The following is a 26,302-nucleotide window of genomic DNA, read 5'->3' on the forward strand; positions in this document are numbered from 1 at the left end:
CCGGGGGCGGGAATCGCGCACTCCATATTTTGTTCACAAATGAATAGGTCCCTCAGTCACGTCACTGAGGTTATAACTGAAGCATCAGCTTCTGATATTGGCGGTGACCAGCTGGTTTATAGATGTTGAGGCATCGGTCATCTCTGGAGCGCCACTTTACTCCAAAAGCATCGGTTATTTGTTTCCCGTCGGTAAAAGGCAGGTTTTGTTCGCCAAGCGTTCCTATATATAGAAGTTCGGGTTCGAACCGTGCATCGGTAACAAAAAAGCGACCAGCCGGAGCCGATCGCTTTCTATTCTATGCTGGAGCATCCAGAGGGGTTCTTCCGAACTCATTTTCTCGCTGCCATTCATGCTTTCGAAGCATCTTTCTACAGCCCTCGTTGTCTATCCTCGTATCTCACAGGTCTTCCGGAAATTCACAAGCAGTCTTAGGGTCAATTTAGTTCTGCTTTCAGAGACTTGTTTGAGAGTTTTTAAAGACAGTTCAAAACAATAAGTGAGACACCATAAAGCAGAGCAAGATGAGCCGGATAGAAAATGTAGAAGAAATATTTGAGCTTCAGCCCTCGCTTGCCATTATAAAGATTGATAAGCAGCAACGAAACGACCGCGGCAGCAACATCAGGATTAAATATATTAGCTGTAGCAAACTCAAATCCGCCGCCAACTATATGGCATGACGAAAGGAGCACTGCGCATACTGCAGCAAAGAACATCTTGGCCTTGCTGTCGTGGAATAAATAGAATGCAGCCACAAGCAGAATGCCATACACACCGCCATCTAGTTTAGTGTATTCAGCTGCCAGTGCTGTCAAAACAATCAGAGCAGTTTCTGCGATGTACCTCTTCCATTTTGAAAGGCTTTGTATCTTTTCCAGAATTATCAAGAAGACCAAGCAAAGCAGGAGCTCACACATAACATTTTGTTGCCGAAGGTCAAATAGTTGCCCGGTTTGAACGAAATCGTATATGGGCTCCGCAATGATTGCGAAGACAAGCATATTTCGCAGGTACCTCTTTATGTCATGAGTATGCAAAAATCCCTCAACTATCAAAAAGCAAAATAAGGGAAATGCAATTCTGCCAAGAACATGAAGCACATCCGAAGCCTCGCTTAGAATCGCCCACTGTTCGTCTGATATCTGATTGTACGATGCGTGAGTCATGATTCCATTGGTCAGGACGATCCTGCTTACATGATCGAGAACCATCGAAATGGCCGCTATTATCTTTAATGTGCTGCCGCTAATTCCGTATCTATCTGTTTTCATTTCGTTTTCCTTTCTTTGGGTGGGCCGTCAGAGGTTCGGCCTGCTCTGCAGACGGCCGCTGCGGCGCTTCGCGCCTTGCGCGCTGCGCTGGCAAACGCTCACGCGTTTACTCAGCTCCGCGCCCTTTCGGGTTCGAACCCATGTCGCGGCAACAAAAAAGCGGCCGGCATCCGCCAGTCGCTTTTCTATTCTATGGTGGGCCGTCAGGGGTTCGAACCCTGGACCTTGGGATTAAAAGTCCCCTGCTCTGCCAGCTGAGCTAACGGCCCGCGGGTGGCATTGTACCACGGTCTGGGGCTATTCCCAACTCCATTGGCCGTTCTGGAAAATCACAACTTCACGTCCATCAGGCGTAATGCCCGTAATATCGATATCGTCCGTGCCGATCATAAAATCGACGTGCGTGCTCGAGACGTTAACGCCATGCTCCAGGAGCTCCTCCTTGGACATGTCATACCCACCCTCGATGCATTCGGGGAAACCGACACCCAGCGCGAGATGGCAGCTAGCGTTCTCATCATAGAGCGTGTCATAGAATAGAACGCCACTTTCACGGATCGGCGTGTTCTTGGAGATAAGCGCGACCTCACCCAGATGAGCGGCACCTTCATCGGTGTCAATAATGCTCGCAAGCGTCGCCTTACCCACGCGGGCATCGTAGTCCACTACGCGGCCCGCCTCGAACTTAATCCAAAAATCGTCAACCTTGTTACCGTGGTGAATGAGCGGCATAGCCGAATACACGATACCGTCGGCACGCATACGATCAGGCGAGGTGAAGACTTCCTCGGTGGGAATGTTGGGGAAGAAGGGGTGCCCATCGGGCGTCTTGCCCTTGCCGCCGGCCCACTCGTGACCTTTCGTCATGCCAATCGTCAGATCGGTTCCATTTGCCGAGGTGTAATGCAGGTAGTCGAAACGATTGTCGTTCAGGAAACGCAGGTTCTTTTCGAATGCGGCGTCATGGAGTTCCCAGTCGCTCTCCGGGTCCTGGCCATCGGCGCGAGCGGTATGCAGAATCGCATTCCACAGCTTATAGATTGCAACCTCATCGGCGTCTCCCGGGAACACCTCGCGCGCCCAGGCAACGACCGGAGCGCCGGCGATGCACCACGGATTGATGTTGTAATCCAGTCCACGGCGGAAAACTTTGCACTGCGTATTCCTCGCCTTGGATGCCGCGGCCGGCTTGGCTGGATCGATGCCCTTGAGGGCTGCAGGATCCGCACCCTCAATAAAGATAAAGCAGGCGCCATCCTGGGCCAGGGAATCCAACTGCAGGCGCTTCCACTCGGGCGTCTGCTCAAAATAGCTTTTATCGACATGCTCGTACGTAAGCCTTGTCACGGCGTCATCGGCCCAAATGACTGTCACGTGGCCAGCGCCGGCGGCATAAGCCTCCGCGACCACCACGCGGGCAAAAGGCGCGCACTCGACCGGAGACTGAACGACAACCTCCTGGCCGGGCTTGACGTTTACGCCCTTGCGGACAACCAGACGCGCATAGTTTTTAATCTTGGGCTCCAGGGCCTTCATGCCCTCCAGGGCTTCTTCGACCGTCAGGGCAGCTCGAATCATGTGCCACTCCATCTATCTATAGAACAGTAAAAAGGCGCGCCGCAAAAACGACGCGCCTTATATCTTAGCGATAAGTATGCATGCAAACGCTACTTCTTCTTGGAGTCCTTTTTGTCCTCCTCGGCAGCTGCGCGCTCGATAAGAGCGGTGAGCTTATTCTCGGACATGCCTTCGGCCTGCGCGCGGTACATGTTGCGCAAGGGACGAATACGAGCGAAGTCATAGATAAAGTCACCCAGGATGATGACATAGGACACAACGATGCCAACCATCTGAACAGGACTGGACACCGTGCCGCCGGGAACGAAGTAGAACGAAACCCAAATTGCCACGATGAACACCATGCCGATAGCGAGCACGGCCCACCAAATACGGCGGCGCTTGGTGTAGTCCTCATCCTGCTTGAGAAGGATATTCGACACCGTGTAGATGCGATCCTCGCGGGCGCGCTGCTTGGCCTTGCGGGCGCGCTTCTCCTCTTTAGAGAGGCCCTCGAGGTTCTCGCCCTTCTCGAGCTCTTTGCGGCGAGCTTTAGACGAAGCTGGCACGACGCGGACAGAGCTCGCTGCCTGACGGGCGGGCTTAGCAGATGCGGCGGACTTGCGCGCAACCCCGGTAACTTCGTGGGATTGCGTGCGCTTGTTCGTGGCGCTACGGGTACTCACTTATGCGTTCTCCTTCATACTTGTGAACTGGGAGCCCGTGATAATCTGGAAGGCCTCGCGATAGCGCTCGGACGTGCCATCGATGACCTCGGCGGGCAGGTGCGGGGTCTCCCCCGTCATATCCCAGTTGGCTTTGAGCCAATTGCGGACGAATTGTTTGTCGTAGCTGGGCTGAATCTTGCCCTCCTCGTAGCTGGCGGCAGGCCAGAAACGGCTGGAGTCGGGCGTGAGGCACTCGTCGATCAGCGTGACCTTGCCATCGATGACACCAAACTCAAACTTAGTGTCGGCGATGATGATGCCACGGGTCGCTGCATACTCGGCGGCAGCCTTGTAGATCTTGAGGGAAAGGTCGCGAATCTGCGTGGCGATGTCCTCGCCCACGATCTCGCAGCAACGCTCGAACGAGATGTTCTCGTCGTGGTCACCGATCTCGGCCTTCGTGGACGGCGTGAACAGCGGCTCGGGGAGCTTGGAGGCCTCGGTTAGACCCTCAGGCAGCTGGATGCCGCAGACGGTGCCGTTCTCGTCATAGGTCTTCTTGCCCGAACCGGTCAGATAGCCGCGGACGATGCACTCGATAGGAATCGTCTGGGCCTTCTTGACCAGCATGGCGCGGCCTGCGAGGTAGTCACGATACTCGGCAAACTCCTCGGGGAAATCCGCCGGGTCGATGGAAACGAGGTGGTTGGGAACGATGCCGGCAAACTTATCGAACCAGAATGCCGAGATGCGGTTGAGCACCTCTCCCTTAAACGGAATCTCGTCGGGAAGAATGAAGTCGAACGCAGAAATGCGGTCGGTGGCGACCATCAGCAGGTTTTCACCGGCATCGTAGATATCACGAACCTTGCCACGGGAATCCGGACGACGCTCCATCGTTGTCACGTGAGTCACTCCTTACCAAAATACGACAGTAATGCGGGTTCTTTCCCGCACGTTTTCGCAAACTCGGAGCGGCAGGGACGAAACCCCTCCTTCACCGAATAGCGAAAAGCTAGTGCTCCATTGTAGTAGATGCCGCGTCCGCCGTGTGCTCGCGAGGCAGATGAATCGTAAAAGTCGTACCCTTTCCAAGCTCCGACTCCACGGATATGTAGCCGTGATGGCGCTCGACGATCTGTTTAGTCACGGCGAGGCCCACGCCCAGACCGCCCGCCTCACGGGCACGGCTGGCATCGGCGCGCCAAAAACGGCCGAAGATGCGCGACAAGTCATCCTTGGCAATACCGATGCCGGTATCAGAAACGGCAATGCTGACGTGTTTGCGGTCACTGAGCACCGACACCACGACCCAACCGCCCTCGGGGGTGTAGCGCATGGCGTTGCTCATGAGATTGATGACGCATTGTGTGATCATGTCGGGATCGGCTTCGACGACATCGTCGTGACCTTGGGTCTCGTCAGCAAAGCGCAAGCGCAGATCGCGGTCGACAAACAGGCGCTCCTGGGCATTGACGATGGAACGCACGAAAGGAACCATGTCCACCGGCTCAAGGTTGAGCGGAGCCGTGCTGTTTTCCATGCGCGACAGGTCGAGCATCTGCTGCACCAGACGAGCCAGGCGACGCGTCTCGGAAGCAACAGTCTCCAAGTGCTCATCGTCGGTAGGATATACGCCATCCTGCATGGCCTCGACCGTTGCGAGCATGGCCATAAGCGGAGTACGAAGTTCGTGAGCCACGTCCGAGGTCAAACGTTTCTCGTGTTTCATATCCTTCTCGAGCGAAGTGGCCATCTCATCGAACGTCTCGCCCAGTTGATCGATCTCGTCATCGCCGCGCAAGCCCGTACGAGCAGACAGATCGCCATCGCGAATTTGCTTGGCCGTGCTGGTAATACGGTGAATCGGCTTGGTGAGCATGCGCGACACGAGTGATCCGATAACGACCGAAATGCAAACTGCAACAACCGCAGCAAGGGCCATGGCGTTAAAGGTCTTCTCCCTAAACGCAGAATCTGCCTTGGTGAGCAAGGCATCGGAGCCGATGGCCCACAGCTTTACTTGTCCGACATGCTCGCCGGAAGACGTTATGATTTCGACGTTTGCAACGCTATCGGAGCCGGTGGGAGCCGACGAGACCGGACTATGCGATGCTTTTTTCCCGCTCGAGCTGCTCGACGGCGATTCGTTCTCGCGCACATCGGCGGTCGCGCTTGCCGAAGGCCATGAGTCGTCATAAACGACAACGCCTTTCTTGTTGACGACCTGCATACCCAAATCGTCGGACACCAAACTCGATGTCGCGACCGTACGTAGCTCGCCCGCAGTCCAATTGCCGTTTTCCTCATACGACGTCGCAAGCTTTTCGGCAGCGGAATTTGCGATTTCGACGATATTGGAGCGCGTGTAATCCGAAAAGACCGTGCCCCACACAACAGAGACCACGCCCACCAGCACCAATACCGTCATGAGCGATGTCAGAGCAAAAGCAAGTGCCATGCGCGAGGGATAGCTCATCGTTGGCCGTGAATCGGAGCGAGGCGTGTTCCAACTAGCCTTGGAACACGCCTCGCTCTCCTGCTTGTGCTTTTGTCCGATTTCAAAGCGCGCAGGTGTCATATGTGATTTCCCTATTTCTCGTCCGACTTATCGGTCTTGGCCGGAGCCTCGAAGCGATAGCCGACACCGTGGACGGTGTAGAGCCACTTGGGCTTCTTGGGATCATCGCCCAGCTTGGCGCGAAGGTTCTTCACGTGGCTATCGATGGTGCGCTCATAGCCCTCAAAGTCGTAGCCGAGCACCTTCTCGACCAGCTCCATGCGGTTGTAGACGCGACCGGGGTGACGGGCAAGCGTGGTGAGCAGCTTAAACTCGGAAGCCGTCAGGTCGACTTCCTTGCCCTCGACCAAAATCTTGTGGCCCGAGATATCGATGACCAGATCGCCGAAGTCGAGTACCTCGACGGCTGGCTCGTCGGCCTGATGGGCACGGCGGAACAGAGCGCGAACGCGCGCGACAAGCTCGCGCGGCGAGAACGGCTTAATCAGATAGTCGTCGGCGCCGAGCTCAAGACCGATAATACGGTCCTCGATCTCGCCCTTGGCAGTCAGCATGATGATGGGGACATCCGAGGTATCGCGAATGGTGCGGCAAACGCGCTCGCCGGGGATCTTGGGGAGCATAAGGTCGAGCACGACCAGGTCAAACTGATGCTTCTCGAACTCCTCGATCGCGGACTGGCCGTCGCCGACACCCACAACCCAGTAGCTTTCGCGCTCGAGATAGGCAGCGACGGCGTCACGGATTGCCTTCTCATCCTCGACCAGCAGAATCTTTTTTGCATCTGAAGCCATAACACGGCCCCCCTGTCTCAATTAGCTAAGAACAAGCCCATTTTAACGCACCTGAGCCCGCCGGATGCCGCTATGACGCGGCAGCTCGGCGGGCGGTACTCACAATTACAACGCGTTTATTCCCCTGTTGGCGCCTTTTTAACCCCTCTAAGCTTAAAGAGAGAATAGGCGTGCCGTGACCGTCTCTGGTATACCCTGGCTGTTGCGCACCGTGGCGTACGTAAGGAATGAGTCCGATTTTCCCGCCGTAGCTGGATAATCGCCATACTCCAAAGCGCGGTCGGGCGACAGCAGCGAGCCATAGGTCTTGGCAGAGGTGTCGATCAGGAAATGCGATGCCTGCACCTTAACAAGGTATTTATTCTTCTTGCCAGCCGCACATGCGAGCGGCTCGCGTGACAGGAAGAGGTACGGCCCTCCCTCATTACCGATATACGTGCCCATGTTGCCCAAGCTGCCCACGCCACTATACGTCGCCTCAATGGAGAACACGAAGGTGTCGCCCATATACACGGCCTCGAAAGGCGAAACCGACGAAGGAAGCACCAGCTGAGCTCGCTTCGTGTTGTTGCCGTCAGTCAGGTCGATCGCCGTCATACCGTAATAGACGCCCTCATCATTGTGCACGCGGGGCGAGATGGTCAGGATGCCGTCGCTCACACGCGGGGCGGATGCGAAGCGCCCCGTCGACTTCCAAATAGTCTCAGGCTTGGACTCGCTGGGCGACTGACGGTAGCAGTACGAATCGTTACTCGTCTTGCTGCCGCCGGACGAGGGCATCTTATACCAGATGACCGACGACCCATACGCTGTGAAGAGCGGCGGATCATAGTCCTTGCCACCCCGATCGAGCTCAACCACGTCGCCAGAGAGCGAAGCGCCCGACAGATTTTGAGCGTAGAGCTTCCACGATGAATTGGCAAAGTTCATCTCAACCCACGCAAACACGCCATCGCCGGCACGGACATCGTAAAATGCATATCCCGTGCCCTCGATAGGATCCTCGATTAATGTGGTAAGCGAGCCGTCGCCCAAGTTGAGCACGCCAAGCGTGTTGGCATGTAACGCAGACGCCGGGGCCATCATCGCCGCGGCGTAATCGCCGTCGCAGTAGTACAGCAGCGTACCCAAGGGCAATGTCCATGTCGCCATGGGCTCAAGATCGATATCGACGGCCTCATACTCATCCGTGATCGAGACAATCTTTGAGTCGTCTTTGATAACCTGCGGCTCGCCGGCGGCGTCGTCGCTGGTACCCGTTTTCTTTGAGCATCCGGCAAGCACCGTGGCAGCGCCCGCGGCAGCCCCTCCGAGCACAAAGCCGCGGCGCGATATTCCGTTCTTGATCTGGTCGGCGATACTCATTAGGCGATCTCGGCGCGAGCGGCCTCGATAGCGCGCGTGAGCTGATCGGCGCAAGAGGTCTTTTTCATACCGCAGGTATTACCGGCGAGAACCTCGATTACGCGATCGGCAGGAGCACCCTCGACTAACTTGGAGATTGCCTTGAGATTGCCGTCACAGCCGCCGGTAAACTCAACGCCCAGCACCTTGCTGCCATCGTCAGAGAGATTGAGGTGAATATTGCGAGAGCATACACCCTGCGGCTTGTAGTCAAAACTAATCATTGAGATCCCCTCTCAGAAAGAAATTTCAGACGTCTATTATCCCCGCCTGGGCCGACTTATTATCGCAAGCACCGATTCAACATCCTACGATGCATGGACTCGCGGGGGCAAGATTAGCAGTCCGCACCCTGCGCGTGGACCGTGCGCTTCTCCCGATACATATTGTGGTCGGCGACACGATATACATCGGCCAGCGTATTTCCAGCCGTCTCGACGGTCGCCACGCCAATCGATGCGCTGACCGTCAGGGCCTCATCGCTTACCGCGGCAAGACCGAGACGAAGATCCTGTTCCAGCCCGAGCGCAGACTCGTTGTCAGTATGGGGGCAAACCAGCAAAAACTCGTCGCCGCCAAGGCGCATCGGCAGATAATCCGCACCAGCCACCCGCCGCAGCAGTTCATCCCCCATCTCGTGACCATAGATGTCGTTGGTCCGCTTGAGATAATTGCAGTCCAACATAATCACGCTCACGGGCAAGTCCTCGTTTACCAGGCTATCTCCGCGCGATTCAAGATAGTTGCGGTTGCGAAGCCCCGTCAGTTTGTCTTGATATGACAGCTCCTCGGCATGCTTGACCATCGATATGTTGTGCGTCGCCACGACGACCGACTCCAGCCGGCCTTGCTCATCGCGATGCTGGGGGACAACCTGTAGCGAGTACCAAGCGCCTCGACAATCTCGCACCTCGGCAGCCAAGTACGGTACGCCCTCCATACGTTCACGAATCGAACTTATATCTACGAGTCCCACAACCGCTTCGCGGCTTTCGGGGCTCACGATATCCCGGCAGACCGTGTCCATAAAGTCATATGCCTCGCTGTGCTCGGCAAATATCTTCGCTATCGCCGGCGACATATTGATCCCCTCGATCTCGAGGGTGTCGAGATGCAAAAGGAAGGTCGAATCGTAGATGGCGCTTATGGCATTGATAATGCCGAGCTGTTTATCCTTTTCGACCAAATTGCGGTGGTCAACGATATTTCGAGCCAACAGCACCACGACCCAAAACGCAAGACACACCAAGACGCCGACGGCGACAAATGAAATCCTGTCAGACATGACCTCAGATTTGGGATATAGCGCAAACAGGCGGTAGTCCTTATATGCCGCACGCACGGCACACCATTCGTCTCCTCGATATTCGATGCGCGTCAGGCCGTCGTCTTTCCACTCAACTCCTACGCTGGTGAGGAGTCGGGCGAGCGACACGTCAGCATCGGCACTGTTGGATGAGACAATCTCCGCATCCTCCATAACAAGCACCGTGGGACCCTGGTGGAAGGTACTGTTCGAAAGCACGTCGGCTATGGCATATGAATAGTCGTCCGCCGTATCGGAAACAAGTGAGCGGTATGCCAGGGCAACGCCGTCGCCATACGGAACAGCACAGACGGCAAAAACGACACCACGGCGCTCATCGACAGTTGAGTAGGTCACTTTGGAACCTTGATACATCGATGCGACCGGCGAACAGGCCAACTCATCTCGCCACAACATGAGCGGATCGCGACCATCGATGTCGTAGTGGGCAGCCATATGGCCATCGGAGTCCATGACCATCAGCCCCGAAAGGTTCTCGGCATGGACAAATTGCTCGATAAGATCGTCGTTAACCTCAACGCGATCAGAGGACAGGAACGTCACAAACGATTCGACCGCGGCGAGCAAATCGTGCGTCGCCTCGGTTTTTCTCCCCTGTTCGTAGCGGTCATATTTTTCGCAAGCGTTCTCCAAAAACACCATGGTTTCTTGGCCAAACCCAAGCGTTTTTTCGAGGCAGCGATGGGTTCCAACCGTATACAACAGGCCTAACAAGACGGCGCTGACAATAACGCTGGCAGCTATGACGTTCAGAGTCTTTCGACTCAAGCGGTGCTCATCAGTTGTCATGAATTTCCTCCTTGCCCGCCCGTCGTCGCTCCTGTCTTGTAATTGCCCACAATACGGTCAATCGTGCCATCTCGATCCATGTCGAACAGCGCGGTATTGAGATCCTTTACGACCGATCCTTCATAGCTGTCATCAAACGCGACGCCCAGGTCAACCGTCATAACATTGTCGGCAAACACACGGTAAACGCCGGGATACTGAGCAACGAGTCGGTCAAGCGACTGGACATCCGCCATCCAGCAGTCAACGTACCCTTTGACTAGAGCGGCTTTGCAGAGTTCGGCAGAGCCATATGATTTGATTTGAACGTCCGACGAGACCCCCAAATCCCCCGCAAGCAATCGGCGTTCACTCACCGAACCCGCAATCACCGCAATGGTCTTACTTCCATCGAGATGTGCCAAGGACTTGATGCCACTCGTTTTCTTGGCGGCAACCGAGACCGTCACGGTTAGATACGGCTCGGTCCAGTAATACTTATCCTCGCGATAACAGGGAGAATAGTCACACCACAGGCAATCGATATCACCGTTTTTGAGCAGCCGGTCGCGATCGTTCCAGTCAATATCGACAAACTGTGGCTTGAGCCCCGCACGCTTGCAGGCCTCGCGGGCGATGTCGATATCGATACCGGCGTAATCGCCCGTGGTATCGACATACACATAGGGGTCGTTATCCGTAACGCCGATTTTGAGCACCGGGAGATCTCTATCGGCTTCATTCGAGGAGGAAGAACTGCTTCGAACGGTATACGTCAGGGCGCCCGCACAGACGGCAACAAGGAGTATGAGCGTAAACGAGACGATGGTGGCCCGCTTGATGCGTCTGGGCACGTGCCCCCTTTCATCGAAACAGCAGTCGGAGTTCATTTTATTACCCGGGCGCATATGCGACAGTAAAAAAAGCGCCTCGCCCAAGACGGGCAAGGCGCCAAAGGTTGAAATGCATCCGCAAGCGGTCGAATTAGGTTAACCCTACTCGAAGCTCAGCTGCTCCAGGCGATCGAAGACCGTATCGATGCGGGTGAGGAAGTCCCACGGATCAAAGATCTCGTCGAGCTTCTCCTGGCTGACGGTGCAGCGCGGATCAGCCTCGAGACGCTCCTTAAAGGTGGGACCGGAGACGCAATCCTGCACCTCGTGCCAGGTAGCCATGGCGTTTTCCTGCACGATCGCATAGGCATCTTCGCGGGTGATGCCCGTATCGACGAGGGCGAGCAGCACTTTGGAGGAGAAGATGAGCCCGCGGGTCTTATTGAGGTTGGCCATCATGCGGGCAGGGTACAGCTGCAGGCCGTCGATAACGCGGATGAGGCACTGGAACATGTGGTCGAGGGCGATGAAGCTGTCGGCCTGGGCAACGCGCTCGGCAGAGGAGTGCGAAATGTCACGCTCGTGCCACAGGGCGACGTTGTCGAAGGCAACCTGCGCGTTGGCCTTCACGACGCGCGACAGGCCGCAGACCTTCTCCATGGTGATGGGGTTGCGCTTGTGCGGCATGGCGGAGCTGCCCTTTTGGCCCTTACGGAACGGCTCCTCGGCCTCGAGCGTATCGGTCTTCTGCAGATTGCGGACCTCGGTAGCGATGCGCTCGCAGGTGGCTGCCGTGGTGGCGAGCACGCCGGCAAGGTAGGCGTGATGATCGCGGCTGATGACCTGCGTAGATAGCGGGTCGTGAACCAGACCCAAGTGCTCACAGACATACTCCTCGACAAACGGCTCGATGGAGCTGTACGTGCCGACAGCGCCCGAGATGGCACCGAAGGCAACGTTCTTGCGAGCATCCTCAAGACGATCGAGGTCGCGCTTGAGTTCCCAGGCCCAAGAGCCAAACTTCATGCCGAAGGTCATCGGTTCGGCGTGGATGCCATGAGTGCGGCCGGCGCACAGCGTGTTGCGCTCCTCGAAAGCGCGGCGCTTGCAGATCTCGCCGAGCTTCTTGACGTCCTCGATGATCAAATCGCAGGCCTGGGTGAGCTGGTAGCACAGGGCCGTATCGCCCAAGTCGGAGCTGGTCATGCCATAGTGAACCCAGCGGCTGGGCTTGGGGTCGCCCTCGGGCACATCGGCGTCGATGTACTCCTTCATGTTGGTCAGGAAGGCAATGACGTCGTGGCGCGTGACTTCCTCGATCTCGTCGACCTTTGCCTTCTCAAAGTTGGCGTGGTCGCGGATCCACTGGGCTTCGTCTTTAGAAATGCCGATCTTACCGAGCTCCGCCTGGGCCTCGCAGGCCAGGACCTCGATCTCCTGCCAAATGGCGTACTTGTTCTCGAGGGAGAAGATGTGTCCCATCTCCGGGCGGGTATAGCGATCGATCATAGCGGCTCCTTTTTGGTTATTGGCACGTTGGTCGTAACCCAACCATTGTACCGTGCGCGGGTGCGAGTATGGGCAGCAGGCATTAACCTAACATTTTGGAATTGGAGCGGGCATGGGGACATCCGCGTATTTGCTTCGCAAATCCGCACCGGCTGCGGTCGCCTATCGGCGACCTTGCCTGCTCGCTATAAACGCTTCGCGTTTATTTAACGCTCGCACCCTGTCGGGTTCGAGTCCCGGCACTTTATTGAAAAAGGCACAGTAACGAAACGTTACCGTGCCTGAAATTCGAATGGAGCGGGCAACGGGACTCGAACCCGCGAGTGTCAGCTTGGGAAGCTGATGCCTTACCACTTGGCGATGCCCGCTTGTGTGTTGGCTAGTATAACGCGGTTGTCTTGTTCGATACAAGGGTGGTGATGCTTGTTTTAGCTGTGGAGATTCGTTTGAAAATCGCGTCAATTGTGGAGATGAGGACCTTTGACCTCCTGTTCTCCCTATCTTCTACCTGCGCTTTTGCTTGATTGTTGTATTTGAGCTCAATTTGTCAGGAATTGGGCAAGCTTTTGGTCAGGCTCCGGTACTTACCCGCATGAACCTCGGGGGTAGCCTCATCCCAAGCGCCGCGGCCTCCCCGTGCGGCGCACGAGGGATAAGGAGCAGCCATGTCCAACGCACCCACGCACTCTGTCCACAGCGCAATCGCAACAGGTCCGCTGCTCCTGCTCCTCTTCCTGCTGTTCGGCTGCCTGGCACCGGGAGCCGCATTTGCCGTCGATGGCTATGACCAGCTCGGCTTCCGTACTATTAGCGATGATTGTGGGCCCTTCTTCATCGGCAAATATGAAGCTCAAGACGCCTCGATTGCCTACTGCATGAACCAGGAACGCCCCGGACCCACCAAACCGGGCGGCCCATGGCTCAACTTTGATCAAGGCTGGGTGTGGCTCGACGACGAGTTCGCGGCAATCGTTTGTCGCGGATATCCTACCGCCACGTCGTTTGGCGGTTACCATCTTTCACCCGATCGCGCCCGCGCCGCCACCCAGCTTGCCGTATGGATGCTCAACGGCACTACCCATGTCGACGGCACCTACTCCTACACGACCGCTCAGGGCAAAACCAAGAGTGGGCACTTTACCGCCGACAATGAAGTCGTGGCGGCTGCGCGATGGCTCCACGACAGCGCAAAATCAGGAAGCATCAAAGCCGCTCCGCACCGCGCGCGACGCTATCTAGGGGCCGTATCGGGCGGCAGCAAACGTCAAGACATGCTCTATGTACTGCCGGCGGTCTCTGTTTCCTTCCAAAAGCAGTCTGCTAACACCGTTATTACCAGCGGAAACAATACCTATCAGTTTACCGGGGCAACATTCGATATTTTTGAGAGCGCCAGCGGCGCGCGTGTCGGCACCATCCAGATGGACAGCAACGGTCAAGCGCAAGCAACACTTCTGCCCAACACGGCATACTACCTAGTTGAAACGAAGGCGCCGGCCGGCTATGCCCCCCGCCACGATCGTATTGCCTTTACCACGGGGAATGACGGCGGGCGGGTCGCCATTGATGAACAACCTGGCACCATTACCCTGCGCATCGCAAAGCTCGATGCCGCAACGAATGCAGGCCCCCAAGTTGGAGCTTCGCTCGCAGGAGCAGAATTCGTGTGCGTATCGCAATCAACCCCTGGATGGACACAAACTCTCAGGACCGATGAAAGCGGTCGAGCTACCCTCACCGATGTCCCCCTGGGAACCTTTACCATCTATGAATCGAAGGCGCCCGAGGGCTATTTGCCCTCCGGTGACAGTTGGTCTTACACCGTTGGAGCCGACCAACTCGGCGATTCAGGCGTGGTCGAGATCGAATCTCGCGTTTCCAATATCCCCATTGCGTTTGACCTTGAGATTTCCAAATTCAAGGACTACGGCAATAGCGATCAATCCGGCCTGGAGCAGCCGGCAGGAGATGTTGTCTTTGAGGTTGTCAGTAACAGCTCTCAGCAGGTTGTTGGCACACTGACTACAAACATCTATGGCTTTGCCTCCACCAAAGACCAGCCCGAAGCATGGTTCGGCACAGGCAAGCGACCAGCCGGTGTCCACGGAGCCGTCCCATACGACCGCGCCGGCTACACGGTTCGTGAGGTTCCGGAAACCGTCCCCGAGGGTTTTAAACGTGCGGGGGAATGGACCGTCGAGGCCAATCAGATTTCCGACGGCGCCGAGCTTCAATATATCGTGGACAACCACGCTCTGTCGACGCATCTCCAGATTGTAAAACGCGATGCCCAAACAGGCGCTTCTGTTTCCCTAGCCGGATTCACCTTCCAACTCCTCGACAGCAATCACAAACCTGTCTCACAAACATGCTGGTATCCAGCACATAACGTAATGGACACCTTTACGACTGACGCGACCGGCACCGTCACACTGCCCGAATCGCTCGTGCCGGGCACCTATTATGTATGCGAAACCTCGGCCAAAGAGCCCTATCTTGTCGGCGGAGAGACCGAGGTAAACATACCCGCCGATATAAACCTAACGCCCGTTGCAATCGTCTCGTATTATGACCACGCCGCGACCGGAAACATCAGGATCGTTAAAACCGATGCCGTAGACGGCAGCAGCCTCGCGGGCGCCATCTTTGAGATCCGTGCCTCCGGTGATATCGTGCGCCCCGACGGTAGCATTGCCGCGCTCGACGGCGAGGCTGTCGCTACCGTCACGACGGATGAAACTGGAGAAGCACGCGCGGACGACCTCCCGCTGGGATCTGGCACCGCACGCTACGAGGTTGTCGAGACTCAAGCGCCGACCGGCTTCTTACTCGACCGGACGCATCATATCATCGACCTTACCTATGCCGACCAGAAAACACCCGTTGTGGAAGCACGGCTTAACGTATCCGACGATTACACCAAGGTTGATATCTCCAAGGTCGATGCAAGCGGAGAGCAGGAAGTGAAAGGCGCACAGCTCACCTTATATGGTCCCGATAAAACCGAAATAGACTCCTGGACCTCATCCGACAAGCCGCACCGCATCGAACATCTTGCACCCGGCACCTACTCGTTGCGCGAAACGATGTCTCCGCGGACCTATGACCTTGCCGAGGAGATAACGTTTGAAATAAAGGATACGGGAGAAGTCCAATCCGTCGCGATGAAGGATGCGCCCATCGAGATCAAAGGACAGGTCGACAAGCGTCAGGAACTTGTCCAACCTATCGGGAAGGGTCTGTTGGCTAACGGCGATGGAAAAAACCGCGCCGCGATGCAAACCAATACGGATGGGCTTTTCTCCTATACCATCGATGCTCGAAACGATTCCGCTACTTGGGTTGATGAGTTTACGATTACCGATGATCTTGAGTGCGCCAAAGACGGCACGGCGAGATTCGTCTCAATCGAAACCCCCGTCGCCATCGGCGACCTCAACGGTCTGTGCAACGTGTGGTATCGCACGACGCCGTTGGACTCGACAGACGTCGATGAGCCGGCAAACGCGACGCTTGACGATGGGCACGAAAATCCTTGGCTTGAGTCCGACGAAGTAAAAGAGAGTCTGGGTGAAGATTGCCGCCTCGTCGATTACGACGGCTGGCACCTCTGGAAGGCGGATGTCTCGACCACGGAATCCGCCACACTCGAGGCGAAAGAACTCGACCTTGCATCCAATACCGTCGTGACGGGCATTCGCATTGAATACGGTGCGGTAGCCGCCGACTTTACGACTCGAAGCGATACGGATTCTTGGACCCGTGATGATCTCAAAGATGAGCACGACGACCTTGACGATGCCAAAGCAATCCTTGGCACAGATGCTCGGGGCGCAGTCGTGCACATGCAGGCAACGTCGGCTTACACACCCCAAACTGCACTCACCAACAGCGCACGCGTCGATCTTTGCCGCAACGGCGGCGGCGATAAACTTGAGTCACATGACGAGGACAGTGTCATTCAACGCTGTACCCTACCGCAGGACCTACCGGCAACAGGATCAGCTCCCATCGCCGCTTGCATCACCGCGCTCCTGACCTCGGGTGCCGCAGCCCTATGGTTCGCTCGCCTTAGGTCAATCCCAAAGAAGCGCTAGCGCGATGAAAAAGCGGGCGAGCCAGTCCCCGGCTCGCCCGCTTTCAATCATTTAAATCGCCGCATCTACTCTGCAGACGAAGATCCACCATCAACGATTGCTTGCTCGGACTCAGGAATCCCATCGGCACCCGTGCTCTGTTCTTGCTCCACCTCTTCGCTGATTGCGGAGGCGGGGGTCGAGCCCTTCGCGCCCACGATGTAGGCAGCTCCAAACCCTAACGCAATGGCAATCAAGGTCAAAATCACGTAGACAGGCCAATGGCGCTTAATATACGAAAACACGTTGACTCCTTAGAGCTCCGTCTACGAACGGCGGATAACCTCGGTCACGACCTCGGATACCGTGGCAATGTTCGTCGGGTTGACATTGTGGGGCAGGTCGTCCTCGGTACGAGCGCAAGCCAGACGCGTGCCGTCCACGCCGGCGATGGTGAGGGCTCGGCGGCTCGCCTCGAGGGCGGCGTAGGCATCGGTCTTGGCATAGGGCATCTCGAGCGCGCCACAATCGACATGGAACGACTTGCACACCTTGCTGACCAGGTTCATGATGCGGCGATCGCCCTTGAGCAGCTGCTGTTCGCCCTCAACCGTCACCACCGAAAGCCTACCGGCGCCGACGGATTCAAGATTGATGAAGAAGACGCCGCGGAGCTTATCGCGATGCGAAGCCAAGAAGGCCTTCATACCGGCGCCATCACAATCCGAGGCGCCCGTTGCCACCAACCAGATATCGTGACCGAGCAGCTCATCGTCGCCCATAGAGGCGACAGCCGAGAGCATATCTTCGGAAGAAGCGCCGTCGGAAGACGTAGCGCCGCCCTTCCAGCCATCGTTATCGTCCTCGAAATTATCCCACGAACCGATGCCGCGACCGGACTTCTTGGCATCGTAATCGTCTTCGACGCCCAGCCAATCACTCATGCTGTCCTGTTCGTTTTTCTTTTTACGACCGAACAGGCCGCCCAGGCCGCGCTTGCGAGACTTGGGCGCCGCCGGGGCGGGAGCCGAAATGGTCTCGATCGGCTGAGCGCCCGACGCAACGGGCCTAGGAGGCGCAACGGGTGCCGATGTTGGTTCGGAACCCTGAGCGGTAGCAAAGGGGTCGTTGACCTGTGCGGAGGGGTCGGGAAGGTCGAACAGCGACGTGCGAGACGCAACGTTTGCCTGCTTCATCGACGGCAGCGACGGATCGGGGACCGAAGCCAGCGGAGACGAGGAAGGTGCAGGCGACGGAGCCGACGCCGGATCGGGAACATTCACCTGCGGACGCGGTGATGCCTGGGAGGAAATCTGGGCCATAAGGGAATCGACCGTTTCGTCCTGGGTGGGAGCAACATCGGCAACCGTGGCACCGGAACCACTCGGGGTCGGCATGGTGAAAATCTGCGTGGAGTAAGGCCTCGACTCATCCGTCTCGGGAGTCTCGGAAACCGCAGGCACTTCCTCCTGCTCGACCTCGGCCGAATCACCTTGATCGGCTGCCGCGTATTGCTCTTCGTCAGAGTTGGCCTCGACGGACTCGTCCTCGGCAGCATCCTGAATTTCGGCAGCATCAATGGGCTCGTCATCGTCTGCCGCGTCGCCCTGCTCATCGGAAACAGGAAGGGGCTCGGCAATCGCGGTGCCTTGCTTTTCAAACGTTATCGTGGAATCGAACTGCGCGGCATCAAACGACATGGTGCTATCGACGTGCTGCTGAGCCTCGAAAGACGTCGTCGCCTCAACAACATCCGCGGACGCCGGTTGCTGGGACTCAAAGGACGTTGTGGCTTCGGCAGCGTCGACGGGCACGGACTGCATAGCCTCGTTCTGCTCGAGCTCTTGCGCCGCGCGCTCACGTGCCGCCTCGGCTGCCTGCTGCTGAGCGATAGCCTCCTGCTCGGCAGCCTCGCGTGCGGCAGCGCGCTTCTCCTCGAAATCGTCGACAAATTTCTTGCCCTTTGCAAGCGCACCCTTAAAGAAGTTGGAAGCACTGGCGCCAATCGAAGAGAACGCGGATGCAATATCGGCATGGGGCGTTGCCGCGGGAATCTCGGCCGAAAAATCAGTATCGCTCTCGTAAGACACGCGCCTCGGCTGTTCAACGTAATCGTCGTCAGGCTCGTCCGCAACGTCTTGCGCCGGCGCGGCGGGGGCCAAAATGTCCAGTCCTGCCGCGGGATCGATCGCGGACACCGCCTCGGGCTCGGCAACGGCAGCGGTAACCGCGGCAGACTCATCATCCACGGTGACGGCGGGCGCAGGTGCAGTCACGACGGGGGCAGGCTCGGGCTCAAACGTCGGCTCCTCGCCCTCCTCGTAATCGAGCGTGCAGGACTCGGGAAGCATCCCGAGCGCACGGATGGCATCCGAACCAAAGCGGATGTTGCCGGCGGCATTGCGATAGAGCTTGGGCTCGGGCTCGGCCGCGACAGGCTCCTCCGCCGGCTCGGCAGCGGAAACCTCGTCATTGAACTCTTCGGCCTGGACAGCCTGATTCTGATCCTCGGGCACGATGGCGCCAATCAGCGTCTCGTCGGCAGACGCACCCTCAAAGCCCTCGATCTGCTCGTCGAAAGCCTCGCCCTGTTCGGGCTCGGTCTGAGCGTCGGGAGCAATCGGCTGACCGAACTCGTCCTCGGCGTAGGTAGGCTCTTCATACTCGATGGTGTTGCCGTAGTCGTTTTGCTGTTGGGCCGCGGCATACTCCGCTGCTGCGCGCGCCATCTCCTCGGCACGACGCTTCTGCTCCCCAAAATAGGTATCGAACGGAACATCGTCGGGAAACTCGTTTTCGCCCTGGAAGGGAGCAACGTTGTCCATAACGCCGAGCATAGCGGCGACAGAAGACTTGTTGCACACTGCGCCGGACGTATAGGGAAGCACAAAACGGTTAGAAATGATGTTTGCCGCGTTGGCGAGCGCAACGAGGGAAGCGAGGATCGCGACAATCCACAGCAGAACCTTGAGCGCGCCGGGGAGCGGCAGGATACGCAAGATGGCAACGGCAGCAGGGGCAACCGTGGCAACGGGCAACAGCTTGGCGATGAGCGCACGATACGAAGCATAGGGCTCGCGGGCGAGCAGCTCAGCACGGGGAGAGTCGTAGTGTGCGACAACGACCACCGGGCGGTTGCGCGGAGACGCGAGCGGGCCCGAGGCCTTGTGGTAGGCGATGACATTTTGGCTCACGCCCGTCTTGCCCAGGCGCGAAACCACGGGATGGCCCGTGCGCTCGAGCACGTAAAGAACGGCACCGACAATGGCCAGCAAGGTGCCGACCAAGCCGATGCCGCCGCCGATGCCCATCAGCAGGGCGCCGGCAAACGCAAGAATACCGGTAACGGCAAATGCCAACCTGCTGGGCGCCGGGGCATTGAACTCCTGAACCTCGGGATCAAAGCCGTGGTTGCGGAAGATCTGAGCGATATCCTCGGCAGCCAAGCGCTCTTCTTCGCTGCATGCCGGCGTAATGCCGGTGTTCTGCAGCAGGTGGTTAATATAGTTCTGGGTGTTCGCCATGTGCGCTCCACATCCATAATCCGACAAATAGGCCCAATGCATGCACATTAGAACCGTATATAGTCGAAAGTATACCCCGAGCGAGCGCAAACGACCGAATTCGGGCCATCTTAACGCCCCGAGCGGACAAGGATATAGCCTAATCTCCATATCGGACTAAAATCATGGCAGCAAACCACCTTCTCATGCGAGGACTCTATGACGGCAAGCGACGCGACCGCGACAATTAAAAAGGGGAATTCGGAGCCCAGTTTCGATAAAACGGCTCAGCGCATCCTCAATCTTTTCTTTGTGCTCAACAGCTCCCCCGAACCGCTGACGACCGAGCAGATCGTCTTGGATTCTGACCTGGGATATGGCTCGGGCAATATCGACTCGGATAAGCGCAAGTTTCGGCGCGATCGTGACAAACTGCTCGAACGCGGCATCTTAATCAAGGAGGTTCGCCCCGCCGGCGCGCAGGAGACCGAGGAAAGCTCATGGACAATCGACCGCGAGCACACGTTTGCGGCAGGCGGCCTCATCACCGCAGACGACGCCGATATCCTGCTCAACGCTATCGACCAGACAATAGCGGCCGGCTCATCCACTTTTGCCGCGCCGCTTGCCGATATTCGTTCCAAGATTGCCTACCTCACCGGCAGGACGACGGCGGACGAAGCACCGATCCGCCGCTCTCCCACCGTCGATGCGGTATGGAGCGCCTTTGCCGAGCGATGCGCACTGCGATTTTTATATCAGAACGGACGCGGTGAGCAGAAAGAGCGTACCGTCTGCGTCTACGGCATGTTCGAGCGCGAGGGCGTTGCGTACTTCTGCGGCCTCGACAATGCCACCGACGACATCAGGACATTCCGCTGCGACCGTATCGTTCGCGCTTGGCGTCCTTCGAAGGCCTACGCCATCCCTGCAGACTTCAATCTCAACGACTACCTGTTCTTTGAATTCGATTTTGCCGACCGCCCGCCCGTTGCGGCTACGTTCTCGTTCGCCCCGCAGACGCAGATCGATATGATCAACGGCCTCACGCGCGGGCGAGGTGAGCTCGCACACACCGATTCGGGATGGACTTGGACCGTTGACGTGCGCGATCTTGAAGCCGCCGCCTCATTTTGCATGGCCCACGCCATGGACGGCATGAGGCCCATGGCCCCCAAATCGCTCAAGCAGGCGTGGAACCACCTCATTGAAAGGACGGTGCACGAGCATGCCCGTGCGTAAACTCACCAGCGAGCAGAGGCTCTCGCGCGCCATCGACATCATGGAGGCCCTCTACGCCGCCGGCGAGAGCGGCATGACACGAACCGAGATTTGCAGTCGCTTTGACATCACGGGGGCGTCGCTCGACGAGATTCTCGAGATCGTCTCGACGCTCGCGGACCGAGAATCGGGTGTGCGTATCATCTGCGAATGCCACGGCGAGCGCGTGGTCCTCACCGGTGACGCCGGGCGTGTACTACCGCTGCGCCTGAGTGCCGCCGAGGGCGCTGTGCTCAACCACGAACTTGAATCGTTGGGGATCGAGCCCCAGGCGGCGGCTCGAATTCGACATGCTCTTCTACCCGAAGAGCTCGGCTATAACCAGCACGTCTTTGACACCGTCAACCACGGGTCGCACTGGCAGCAGCTGAGCTGCGCCATTCAGGACGGCGTTCGCTGTCGTATCTCGTATCGCTCGATGGACGATGCGCGGCCACGCGAGCGTCTGGTCGACCCCTTGCGCATTACAGCAAACGGCGACCAAACATATCTGATTGCCTGGGACATCGCGGTCGATGAGCAGCGCACCTATCGCATGGATAAAATCGAGGGACTCGCCTTGACGGAAGACTCCGTCGTGCCTCACGCACCGGACGTCGCATCCCTCCACGATTCCCTTGCCCGGACGCAGCGTAGCGCAAAGCTCTTGATGCCATTCGATATGGCGGAGCATCTGGACTGGGCCGGCATCACCCTCATCGAGCGCAGCGGGGCAGACATGGCAACGGTAACCGTGCATTACGGCTCCGAGCGTTGGCTACTGAGCCAGATAATCGCAGCGGGCGGAGCCATCCGCATCTTGGATGACCCCACCCTGTCAAAGCGTCTGTGCGATATGGCAAAAACTCTCGTCTGTCCGCTTTAGCGCCGCCGCTCGTGGCGTGCGCGCCACAGCTGTAGATAGTGCCCGATCTGCGCCGATTCGATGCGCTGGTAGGAGCTCGTGGGCAGCGACGTTAAGAACTTCTTGCCATAGCCCTTCGTCACCAGGCGAGGATCCGCCAAGATCAGCACGCCGCTATCGGTCGACGAGCGAATCAAACGCCCCGCGGCCTGCTTAACCTCGAGCACCGCCTCGGGCAGCGAATAGCGCGCCCATGCGCGGTCTTCGCGCAGGTTGCGCTCGCACGAGAGCGGGTCCGTGGGGCTCGAGAACGGCAACTTGGGAATGATGACGCAGCGCAGCGTCTCGCCGCTGGCATCAAACCCCTCCCAGAAGGCCTTGAGCGCAAAAAGCGACGAGGTCGGTTCGTTGATAAACCGGTCGCGCAGGCGACGAGGAGATGAGTTGCGCTGCTGGCAGTTGAGCTCCAGACCCGCACGGGCCATCTTGGGCTCAACGCGGGCGTATAGGTCCTCCATGTCGCGCCGATTGGTGAACAACGTGAGCACCGATCCGCCCATGGCAAGATGGGCGTCGACCAGTACGCGCTCGAGCGCCGTAAGATAGCTCTCACGATCGCGCGGATCGGGGATATCGCCCGCAACGACTACAGCCATGTTCGAATCAAAGTCGTAGCTCGAGTCCAAGTGCAGCGATGAGGATGTTGAAGCACCGATGCGATCGAGGCCAACCGCGTGGTTAAAGTGTTCAAAGCTTTTGGACACCGTCATGGTCGCCGAGGCAAAGATAGCCGTGTGAACCTCGGGCAGCCACTCGGTTGCCAAGGCCTCGCCAATATCGATGCGCTCTGCGGTCATCGACTCTCCGCCGGCACGCAGCCTGCGATTGACCTGCAGCGAATACACGTAGTGTTCATCGGTGCCATCAATGATGAGTTTGAGGTTCTCGGCCAGCTCGTGCAGGCGGCGCGAGATATCGCCCAGGTCGACGACGACCTCGGGCTTATCGGCAGCGACGGCTTGCACCAGAGCGTCGACGCTCTTGTCAGCTTGCTCCAATGCGTCGATGGCAGCGTAGGCCGACTGTAAGAAATCATGCCAGTCGTCAGATTCGCGCAGCTCGGGGCCAATCCATAGATTGGCATTGTCATAACCCCCACGGGCACGGCGGCCGAGCTCGCGAACGCCATCGAACACGTCGGCGATCGCCATGCTCGCACGCGCAACCGTCGAGGTCGCCTTGGCAGTAAGGCCCAGATAGAGCGTAGAGCCCTCGGAGGTTGCCAAATCACGGGAAACCTGGCTTAGCGCGCCGGTGCTCGAGCCACCCAGGCGCTCAAACAGAACGCGCGATTCGTCCGCCGACACCACGCGCGCCCACTGGCGGCGCGCCTCGCGCTCGATGGAATGGGCCTCGTCGATTACCCAATGACGAATCGGAGGTAAAATCCTGCCCTCGGCCGCGACATTGCGGAACAGCAGGGAATGGTTGGTGACCACCACATCGGCATGTGCCGCACGACGGCGAGCACCGTGGACCAAACATTTATCAGGGAAAAACGGGCAGAGGCGACGGGCACACTCGCGCGAGGCCGTCGTAAAGTCGGGGCGGTTGACGCTGCGCCACCGAATGCCGAGCGAGTCGAGGTCGCCATCGGCTGATTGGCAGACGTACGCCATAATGACCGCGACCGCCGTGAGCGTGTCCGCCGGATCGCGCTTGGTGGTGATCTCGACCTGGCCGCGGCTCATGCGCTCGAGCTTGCGCAGGCACGGATAGTGGTCATACCCCTTGAGAGCGCAAAATGACAGACCACCGTTCAGTTGCTCGGCAAGTTTTGGCAGCTCATGGTACATGAGCTGGTCGGCAAGATTGTTCGATTTGGTCGCAATACCAACCGTGATGTTGTTACGGCGTGCTGCCTCGGCAAAAGGCACCAGATAGGCCATCGATTTGCCGACGCCTGTGCCCGCCTCAATTACACGATGAGTGCCCGTGACCAGCGCATCGCGGACCTCGAGCGCCATCGCGATCTGCTCATCACGCGGCTCGTAGGTGGGATACATGCGATTGACCAGGCCACCCGGCGCATAGTCTGCCTCAATCTCCTCACGACTCGGCATCTTGAGGACCGGCAGTTCGTCGGCGTCCACCCGATCGTCGGCGCGATCGGCCTTGAGAACGTCAGCACGAGCGGCGCTGAGAGAGAAGATAGAACCAGGGTTCTGTCCCGCCAAGAATGAGAATATAGGACGATAGGACCAAGGCACATCCGGGTGCATGTCGGCTAGGCGCGCCATGAGGCCCTGGGGCAAGTCGGTGAGCGCCACGAGCAACACGCGCCATACGCCACACAGGGCGTCGACGTCGGCATTGGCACGGTGTGACACCGAGTCACAGCCAAACAGATCGGCCATAAAAGACAGCTTGTGCGAGGCCAGGCGCGGAAGCGCGATGCGCGACAGCGCCAGCGAATCGATCCAAATATCGCTCACGTTGACGCCGCCTTTGACCGACTCGATAAACGAGCGGTCGAACGTGGCGTTGTGTGCGATCACCGGGCAGCCACCGACAAAATCGGCGAGAGCGGCGACGGCCTCAACCGCCGACGGGGCATCTGCCACATCGGCATTTGTAATGCTCGTGAGCTCGGTAATCTCGGCGGGAATCAGCTGTTTGGGATGCACGAAGGTATCGAAGCGGTCGATGACCTCGCGGCCCGAAAGACGGGCCGCCGAGATCTCGATCAGCTCGTTGTCCTGCACCGAAAGACCCGTGGTCTCGGTATCGAGGACAATCACATCTTCCTCGATAAGGCCGAAGGACTGCGTTTTGGCGCGGTCGGCAAGCGTGGCATAGGAGTCGATGACAAACTGCGGCGTTCCTGACGAAACCGCGTCCTCGATTAGCATGCAATGCCCGCTCGACGAAGGCCCATACGGATCAGACTGTCACAGACCTGCGGGAACGTCATGTCATCGGTGTGGCGGATCTCATCCGGATACAGCGACGTATCGGTCATGCCGGGAATGGTATTGGTCTCGAGGATAACGGGGCCGTCCTCGCTCACAATAAAGTCGCTGCGCGAGATGCCCAGGCAACCGAGCGCCTTGTGAGCGGCACAGGCAAGCTCCTGGGCACGAGCGTAATTCTCGGGTGAAATCTGCGCCGGAATGCGATGGATATCCGTAGGGTCGACATACTTCACGTCCAGATCGTAGAACTCGCAGTCCTCGGGCTTACGAATCTCGACAATCGGCAGGGCGCGCACGTCATCTTCGCCGTATACGCCGACGGTGATCTCGGTACCCTCGATGCACTTCTCGACCAGCACTTTGTCGCCGTACTCAAACGCCTTGGCGATTGCCGAGGGCAGCTCGGAGGGCTCATGGACCAGGGAAATGCCATAGCTGGAACCGTTGACGGCCGGCTTCACAAAGCAGCGCTCGCCACAAACCTCGACGATATGATCGATATCGACTTCATCGCCCACCTCGAGCGCAAGGCCGGGGGCAATGGGAATGCCCGCCTTGGCGTATAGGAGCTTAGAGACCTCCTTGTCGGCACCGCAGGCGCTGGCAAGTACGCCCGAGGCCGTGTAGGGGATACCCAGGGTCTCCATGGCACCCTGCATGGCGCCATCCTCACCGCCGGCGCCGTGCATGGCGATAAATGCCACATCGAAACCGCCGGTCGCCATGGTTACCATAAAATCATCGGCAGCCGTGTCGATCAGCTCCACCGAAGTGTAGCCGGCCTCCTTCAAGGCAGCCACGACGTTCTTTCCCGAATTGAGCGAGATCTCGCGCTCAGCGGAATGACCGCCCGCCAAGACCGCTACGTGCATGTTCTCTAGGCTTTTACCCGGCATGGGCAGACTCCTCCTCTATAATTTCTGCAGCTGATACCATATTGTAGCGATACCCTCTACGTTTCCCCAAAA

Annotated in this window: 18 protein-coding genes and 2 tRNA genes; 3 read left to right on the forward strand and 17 right to left on the reverse strand. The window is 57.9% G+C overall.

Translation table 11 applies throughout. From position 1 onward, the window contains the following. Window positions 1-476: 476 nt before the first annotated feature. The 13 genes from DW003_RS09095 to DW003_RS09155 form a co-directional block, all read right to left on the reverse strand. Complete coding sequence (locus tag DW003_RS09095; RefSeq protein ID WP_117563997.1) at window positions 477-1,274, reverse strand: TraX family protein; 798 nt, start codon at window positions 1,272-1,274, stop codon at window positions 477-479. A 193-nt stretch (window positions 1,275-1,467) separates the two neighbouring features. Beyond that, window positions 1,468-1,543 (reverse strand) — tRNA-Lys (locus DW003_RS09100). 28 nt (window positions 1,544-1,571) lie between these two features. Then, complete coding sequence (locus DW003_RS09105) at window positions 1,572-2,852, reverse strand: aminopeptidase (RefSeq protein ID WP_118388756.1); 1,281 nt, start codon at window positions 2,850-2,852, stop codon at window positions 1,572-1,574. 89 nt (window positions 2,853-2,941) lie between these two features. Continuing rightward, entirely contained in the window at window positions 2,942-3,517 is a 576-nt protein-coding gene (locus tag DW003_RS09110) for a hypothetical protein (protein WP_118388758.1), read from the reverse strand. Beyond that, window positions 3,518-4,396 carry a phosphoribosylaminoimidazolesuccinocarboxamide synthase gene (locus tag DW003_RS09115; RefSeq protein WP_117563999.1) on the reverse strand — a complete coding sequence of 293 codons (879 nt, stop codon included), beginning with the start codon at window positions 4,394-4,396 and terminating at the stop codon, window positions 3,518-3,520. A gap of 118 nt (window positions 4,397-4,514) precedes the next feature. After that, a complete protein-coding gene (locus DW003_RS09120; protein WP_370448119.1) occupies window positions 4,515-5,960 on the reverse strand; it encodes a sensor histidine kinase in 1,446 nt (481 codons plus the stop codon). A 131-nt stretch (window positions 5,961-6,091) separates the two neighbouring features. Further along, window positions 6,092-6,814, reverse strand: a complete 723-nt coding sequence (locus DW003_RS09125; protein WP_118388760.1) for a response regulator transcription factor — start codon at window positions 6,812-6,814, stop codon at window positions 6,092-6,094. Between the two features lie 153 nt (window positions 6,815-6,967). Next, the gene (locus DW003_RS09130; protein WP_118388762.1) at window positions 6,968-8,179 is read right to left on the reverse strand and encodes a twin-arginine translocation signal domain-containing protein; all 1,212 of its coding nucleotides are present in this window, start codon (window positions 8,177-8,179) and stop codon (window positions 6,968-6,970) included. Continuing rightward, window positions 8,179-8,442 (reverse strand): TIGR03905 family TSCPD domain-containing protein, encoded by a 264-nt coding sequence (locus DW003_RS09135; RefSeq protein WP_089572560.1) that lies wholly within the window; start codon window positions 8,440-8,442, stop codon window positions 8,179-8,181. Before DW003_RS09135 ends, DW003_RS09130 begins: the two co-directional genes overlap by 1 nt. Window positions 8,443-8,555: 113 nt before the next feature. Next, window positions 8,556-10,334 carry a GGDEF domain-containing protein gene (locus tag DW003_RS09140; protein WP_118388764.1) on the reverse strand — a complete coding sequence of 593 codons (1,779 nt, stop codon included), beginning with the start codon at window positions 10,332-10,334 and terminating at the stop codon, window positions 8,556-8,558. After that, window positions 10,331-11,167: an ABC transporter substrate-binding protein gene (locus tag DW003_RS09145; RefSeq protein ID WP_158551316.1), complete on the reverse strand. Its 837-nt coding sequence runs from the start codon at window positions 11,165-11,167 to the stop codon at window positions 10,331-10,333. Before DW003_RS09145 ends, DW003_RS09140 begins: the two co-directional genes overlap by 4 nt. A gap of 141 nt (window positions 11,168-11,308) precedes the next feature. Then, window positions 11,309-12,655: an adenylosuccinate lyase gene (gene purB / locus DW003_RS09150; RefSeq protein WP_022093797.1), complete on the reverse strand. Its 1,347-nt coding sequence runs from the start codon at window positions 12,653-12,655 to the stop codon at window positions 11,309-11,311. Window positions 12,656-12,948: 293 nt separating this feature from the next. Continuing rightward, window positions 12,949-13,023 (reverse strand) — tRNA-Gly (locus tag DW003_RS09155). Window positions 13,024-13,320: 297 nt separating this feature from the next. Here DW003_RS09155 and DW003_RS09160 point away from each other — a divergent pair. Further along, complete coding sequence (locus tag DW003_RS09160) at window positions 13,321-16,752, forward strand: SpaA isopeptide-forming pilin-related protein (protein WP_118388766.1); 3,432 nt, start codon at window positions 13,321-13,323, stop codon at window positions 16,750-16,752. A 65-nt stretch (window positions 16,753-16,817) separates the two neighbouring features. Here DW003_RS09160 and DW003_RS09165 read toward each other — a convergent pair whose 3' ends face one another. Both DW003_RS09165 and DW003_RS09170 read right to left on the reverse strand, forming a co-directional pair. Further along, the gene (locus tag DW003_RS09165; protein WP_022094153.1) at window positions 16,818-17,036 is read right to left on the reverse strand and encodes a hypothetical protein; all 219 of its coding nucleotides are present in this window, start codon (window positions 17,034-17,036) and stop codon (window positions 16,818-16,820) included. 21 nt (window positions 17,037-17,057) lie between these two features. Beyond that, window positions 17,058-20,255 (reverse strand): hypothetical protein, encoded by a 3,198-nt coding sequence (locus DW003_RS09170; protein ID WP_118388768.1) that lies wholly within the window; start codon window positions 20,253-20,255, stop codon window positions 17,058-17,060. 198 nt (window positions 20,256-20,453) lie between these two features. On the opposite strand from DW003_RS09170, the gene DW003_RS09175 reads away from it, so the two are divergent. Both DW003_RS09175 and DW003_RS09180 read left to right on the forward strand, forming a co-directional pair. Further along, window positions 20,454-21,476: a YafY family protein gene (locus DW003_RS09175; RefSeq protein WP_117647825.1), complete on the forward strand. Its 1,023-nt coding sequence runs from the start codon at window positions 20,454-20,456 to the stop codon at window positions 21,474-21,476. Further along, entirely contained in the window at window positions 21,463-22,380 is a 918-nt protein-coding gene (locus tag DW003_RS09180; protein ID WP_118388770.1) for a YafY family protein, read from the forward strand. Before DW003_RS09175 ends, DW003_RS09180 begins: the two co-directional genes overlap by 14 nt. Here DW003_RS09180 and DW003_RS09185 read toward each other — a convergent pair. Then, a complete protein-coding gene (locus tag DW003_RS09185; RefSeq protein ID WP_118388772.1) occupies window positions 22,377-25,271 on the reverse strand; it encodes a helicase C-terminal domain-containing protein in 2,895 nt (964 codons plus the stop codon). The genes DW003_RS09180 and DW003_RS09185 overlap by 4 nt on opposite strands. Further along, the gene (locus DW003_RS09190) at window positions 25,265-26,230 is read right to left on the reverse strand and encodes a D-alanine--D-alanine ligase (RefSeq protein ID WP_118205892.1); all 966 of its coding nucleotides are present in this window, start codon (window positions 26,228-26,230) and stop codon (window positions 25,265-25,267) included. Before DW003_RS09190 ends, DW003_RS09185 begins: the two co-directional genes overlap by 7 nt. Window positions 26,231-26,302: the final 72 nt, after the last annotated feature.

The organism is Collinsella sp. AF36-3AT, from assembly GCF_003475205.1.
Taxonomy (GTDB): domain Bacteria; phylum Actinomycetota; class Coriobacteriia; order Coriobacteriales; family Coriobacteriaceae; genus Collinsella; species Collinsella aerofaciens_AF.

What these genes read in the sequence shown, in the direction of transcription:
- purB (WP_022093797.1), bottom strand. Translation starts at nt 12,655, where the DNA reads ATGATCGATCGCTATACCCGCCCGGAGATGGGACACATCTTCTCCCTC.
- DW003_RS09185 (WP_118388772.1), bottom strand. Translation starts at nt 25,271, where the DNA reads ATGCTAATCGAGGACGCGGTTTCGTCAGGAACGCCGCAGTTTGTCATC.
- DW003_RS09105 (WP_118388756.1), bottom strand. Translation starts at nt 2,852, where the DNA reads ATGATTCGAGCTGCCCTGACGGTCGAAGAAGCCCTGGAGGGCATGAAG.
- DW003_RS09095 (WP_117563997.1), bottom strand. Translation starts at nt 1,274, where the DNA reads ATGAAAACAGATAGATACGGAATTAGCGGCAGCACATTAAAGATAATA.
- DW003_RS09115 (WP_117563999.1), bottom strand. Translation starts at nt 4,396, where the DNA reads ATGGAGCGTCGTCCGGATTCCCGTGGCAAGGTTCGTGATATCTACGAT.
- DW003_RS09140 (WP_118388764.1), bottom strand. Translation starts at nt 10,334, where the DNA reads ATGACAACTGATGAGCACCGCTTGAGTCGAAAGACTCTGAACGTCATA.
- DW003_RS09190 (WP_118205892.1), bottom strand. Translation starts at nt 26,230, where the DNA reads ATGCCGGGTAAAAGCCTAGAGAACATGCACGTAGCGGTCTTGGCGGGC.
- DW003_RS09130 (WP_118388762.1), bottom strand. Translation starts at nt 8,179, where the DNA reads ATGAGTATCGCCGACCAGATCAAGAACGGAATATCGCGCCGCGGCTTT.
- DW003_RS09135 (WP_089572560.1), bottom strand. Translation starts at nt 8,442, where the DNA reads ATGATTAGTTTTGACTACAAGCCGCAGGGTGTATGCTCTCGCAATATT.
- DW003_RS09120 (WP_370448119.1), bottom strand. Translation starts at nt 5,960, where the DNA reads ATGGCACTTGCTTTTGCTCTGACATCGCTCATGACGGTATTGGTGCTG.
- DW003_RS09175 (WP_117647825.1), top strand. Translation starts at nt 20,454, where the DNA reads ATGACGGCAAGCGACGCGACCGCGACAATTAAAAAGGGGAATTCGGAG.
- DW003_RS09160 (WP_118388766.1), top strand. Translation starts at nt 13,321, where the DNA reads ATGTCCAACGCACCCACGCACTCTGTCCACAGCGCAATCGCAACAGGT.
- DW003_RS09170 (WP_118388768.1), bottom strand. Translation starts at nt 20,255, where the DNA reads ATGGCGAACACCCAGAACTATATTAACCACCTGCTGCAGAACACCGGC.
- DW003_RS09125 (WP_118388760.1), bottom strand. Translation starts at nt 6,814, where the DNA reads ATGGCTTCAGATGCAAAAAAGATTCTGCTGGTCGAGGATGAGAAGGCA.
- DW003_RS09180 (WP_118388770.1), top strand. Translation starts at nt 21,463, where the DNA reads ATGCCCGTGCGTAAACTCACCAGCGAGCAGAGGCTCTCGCGCGCCATC.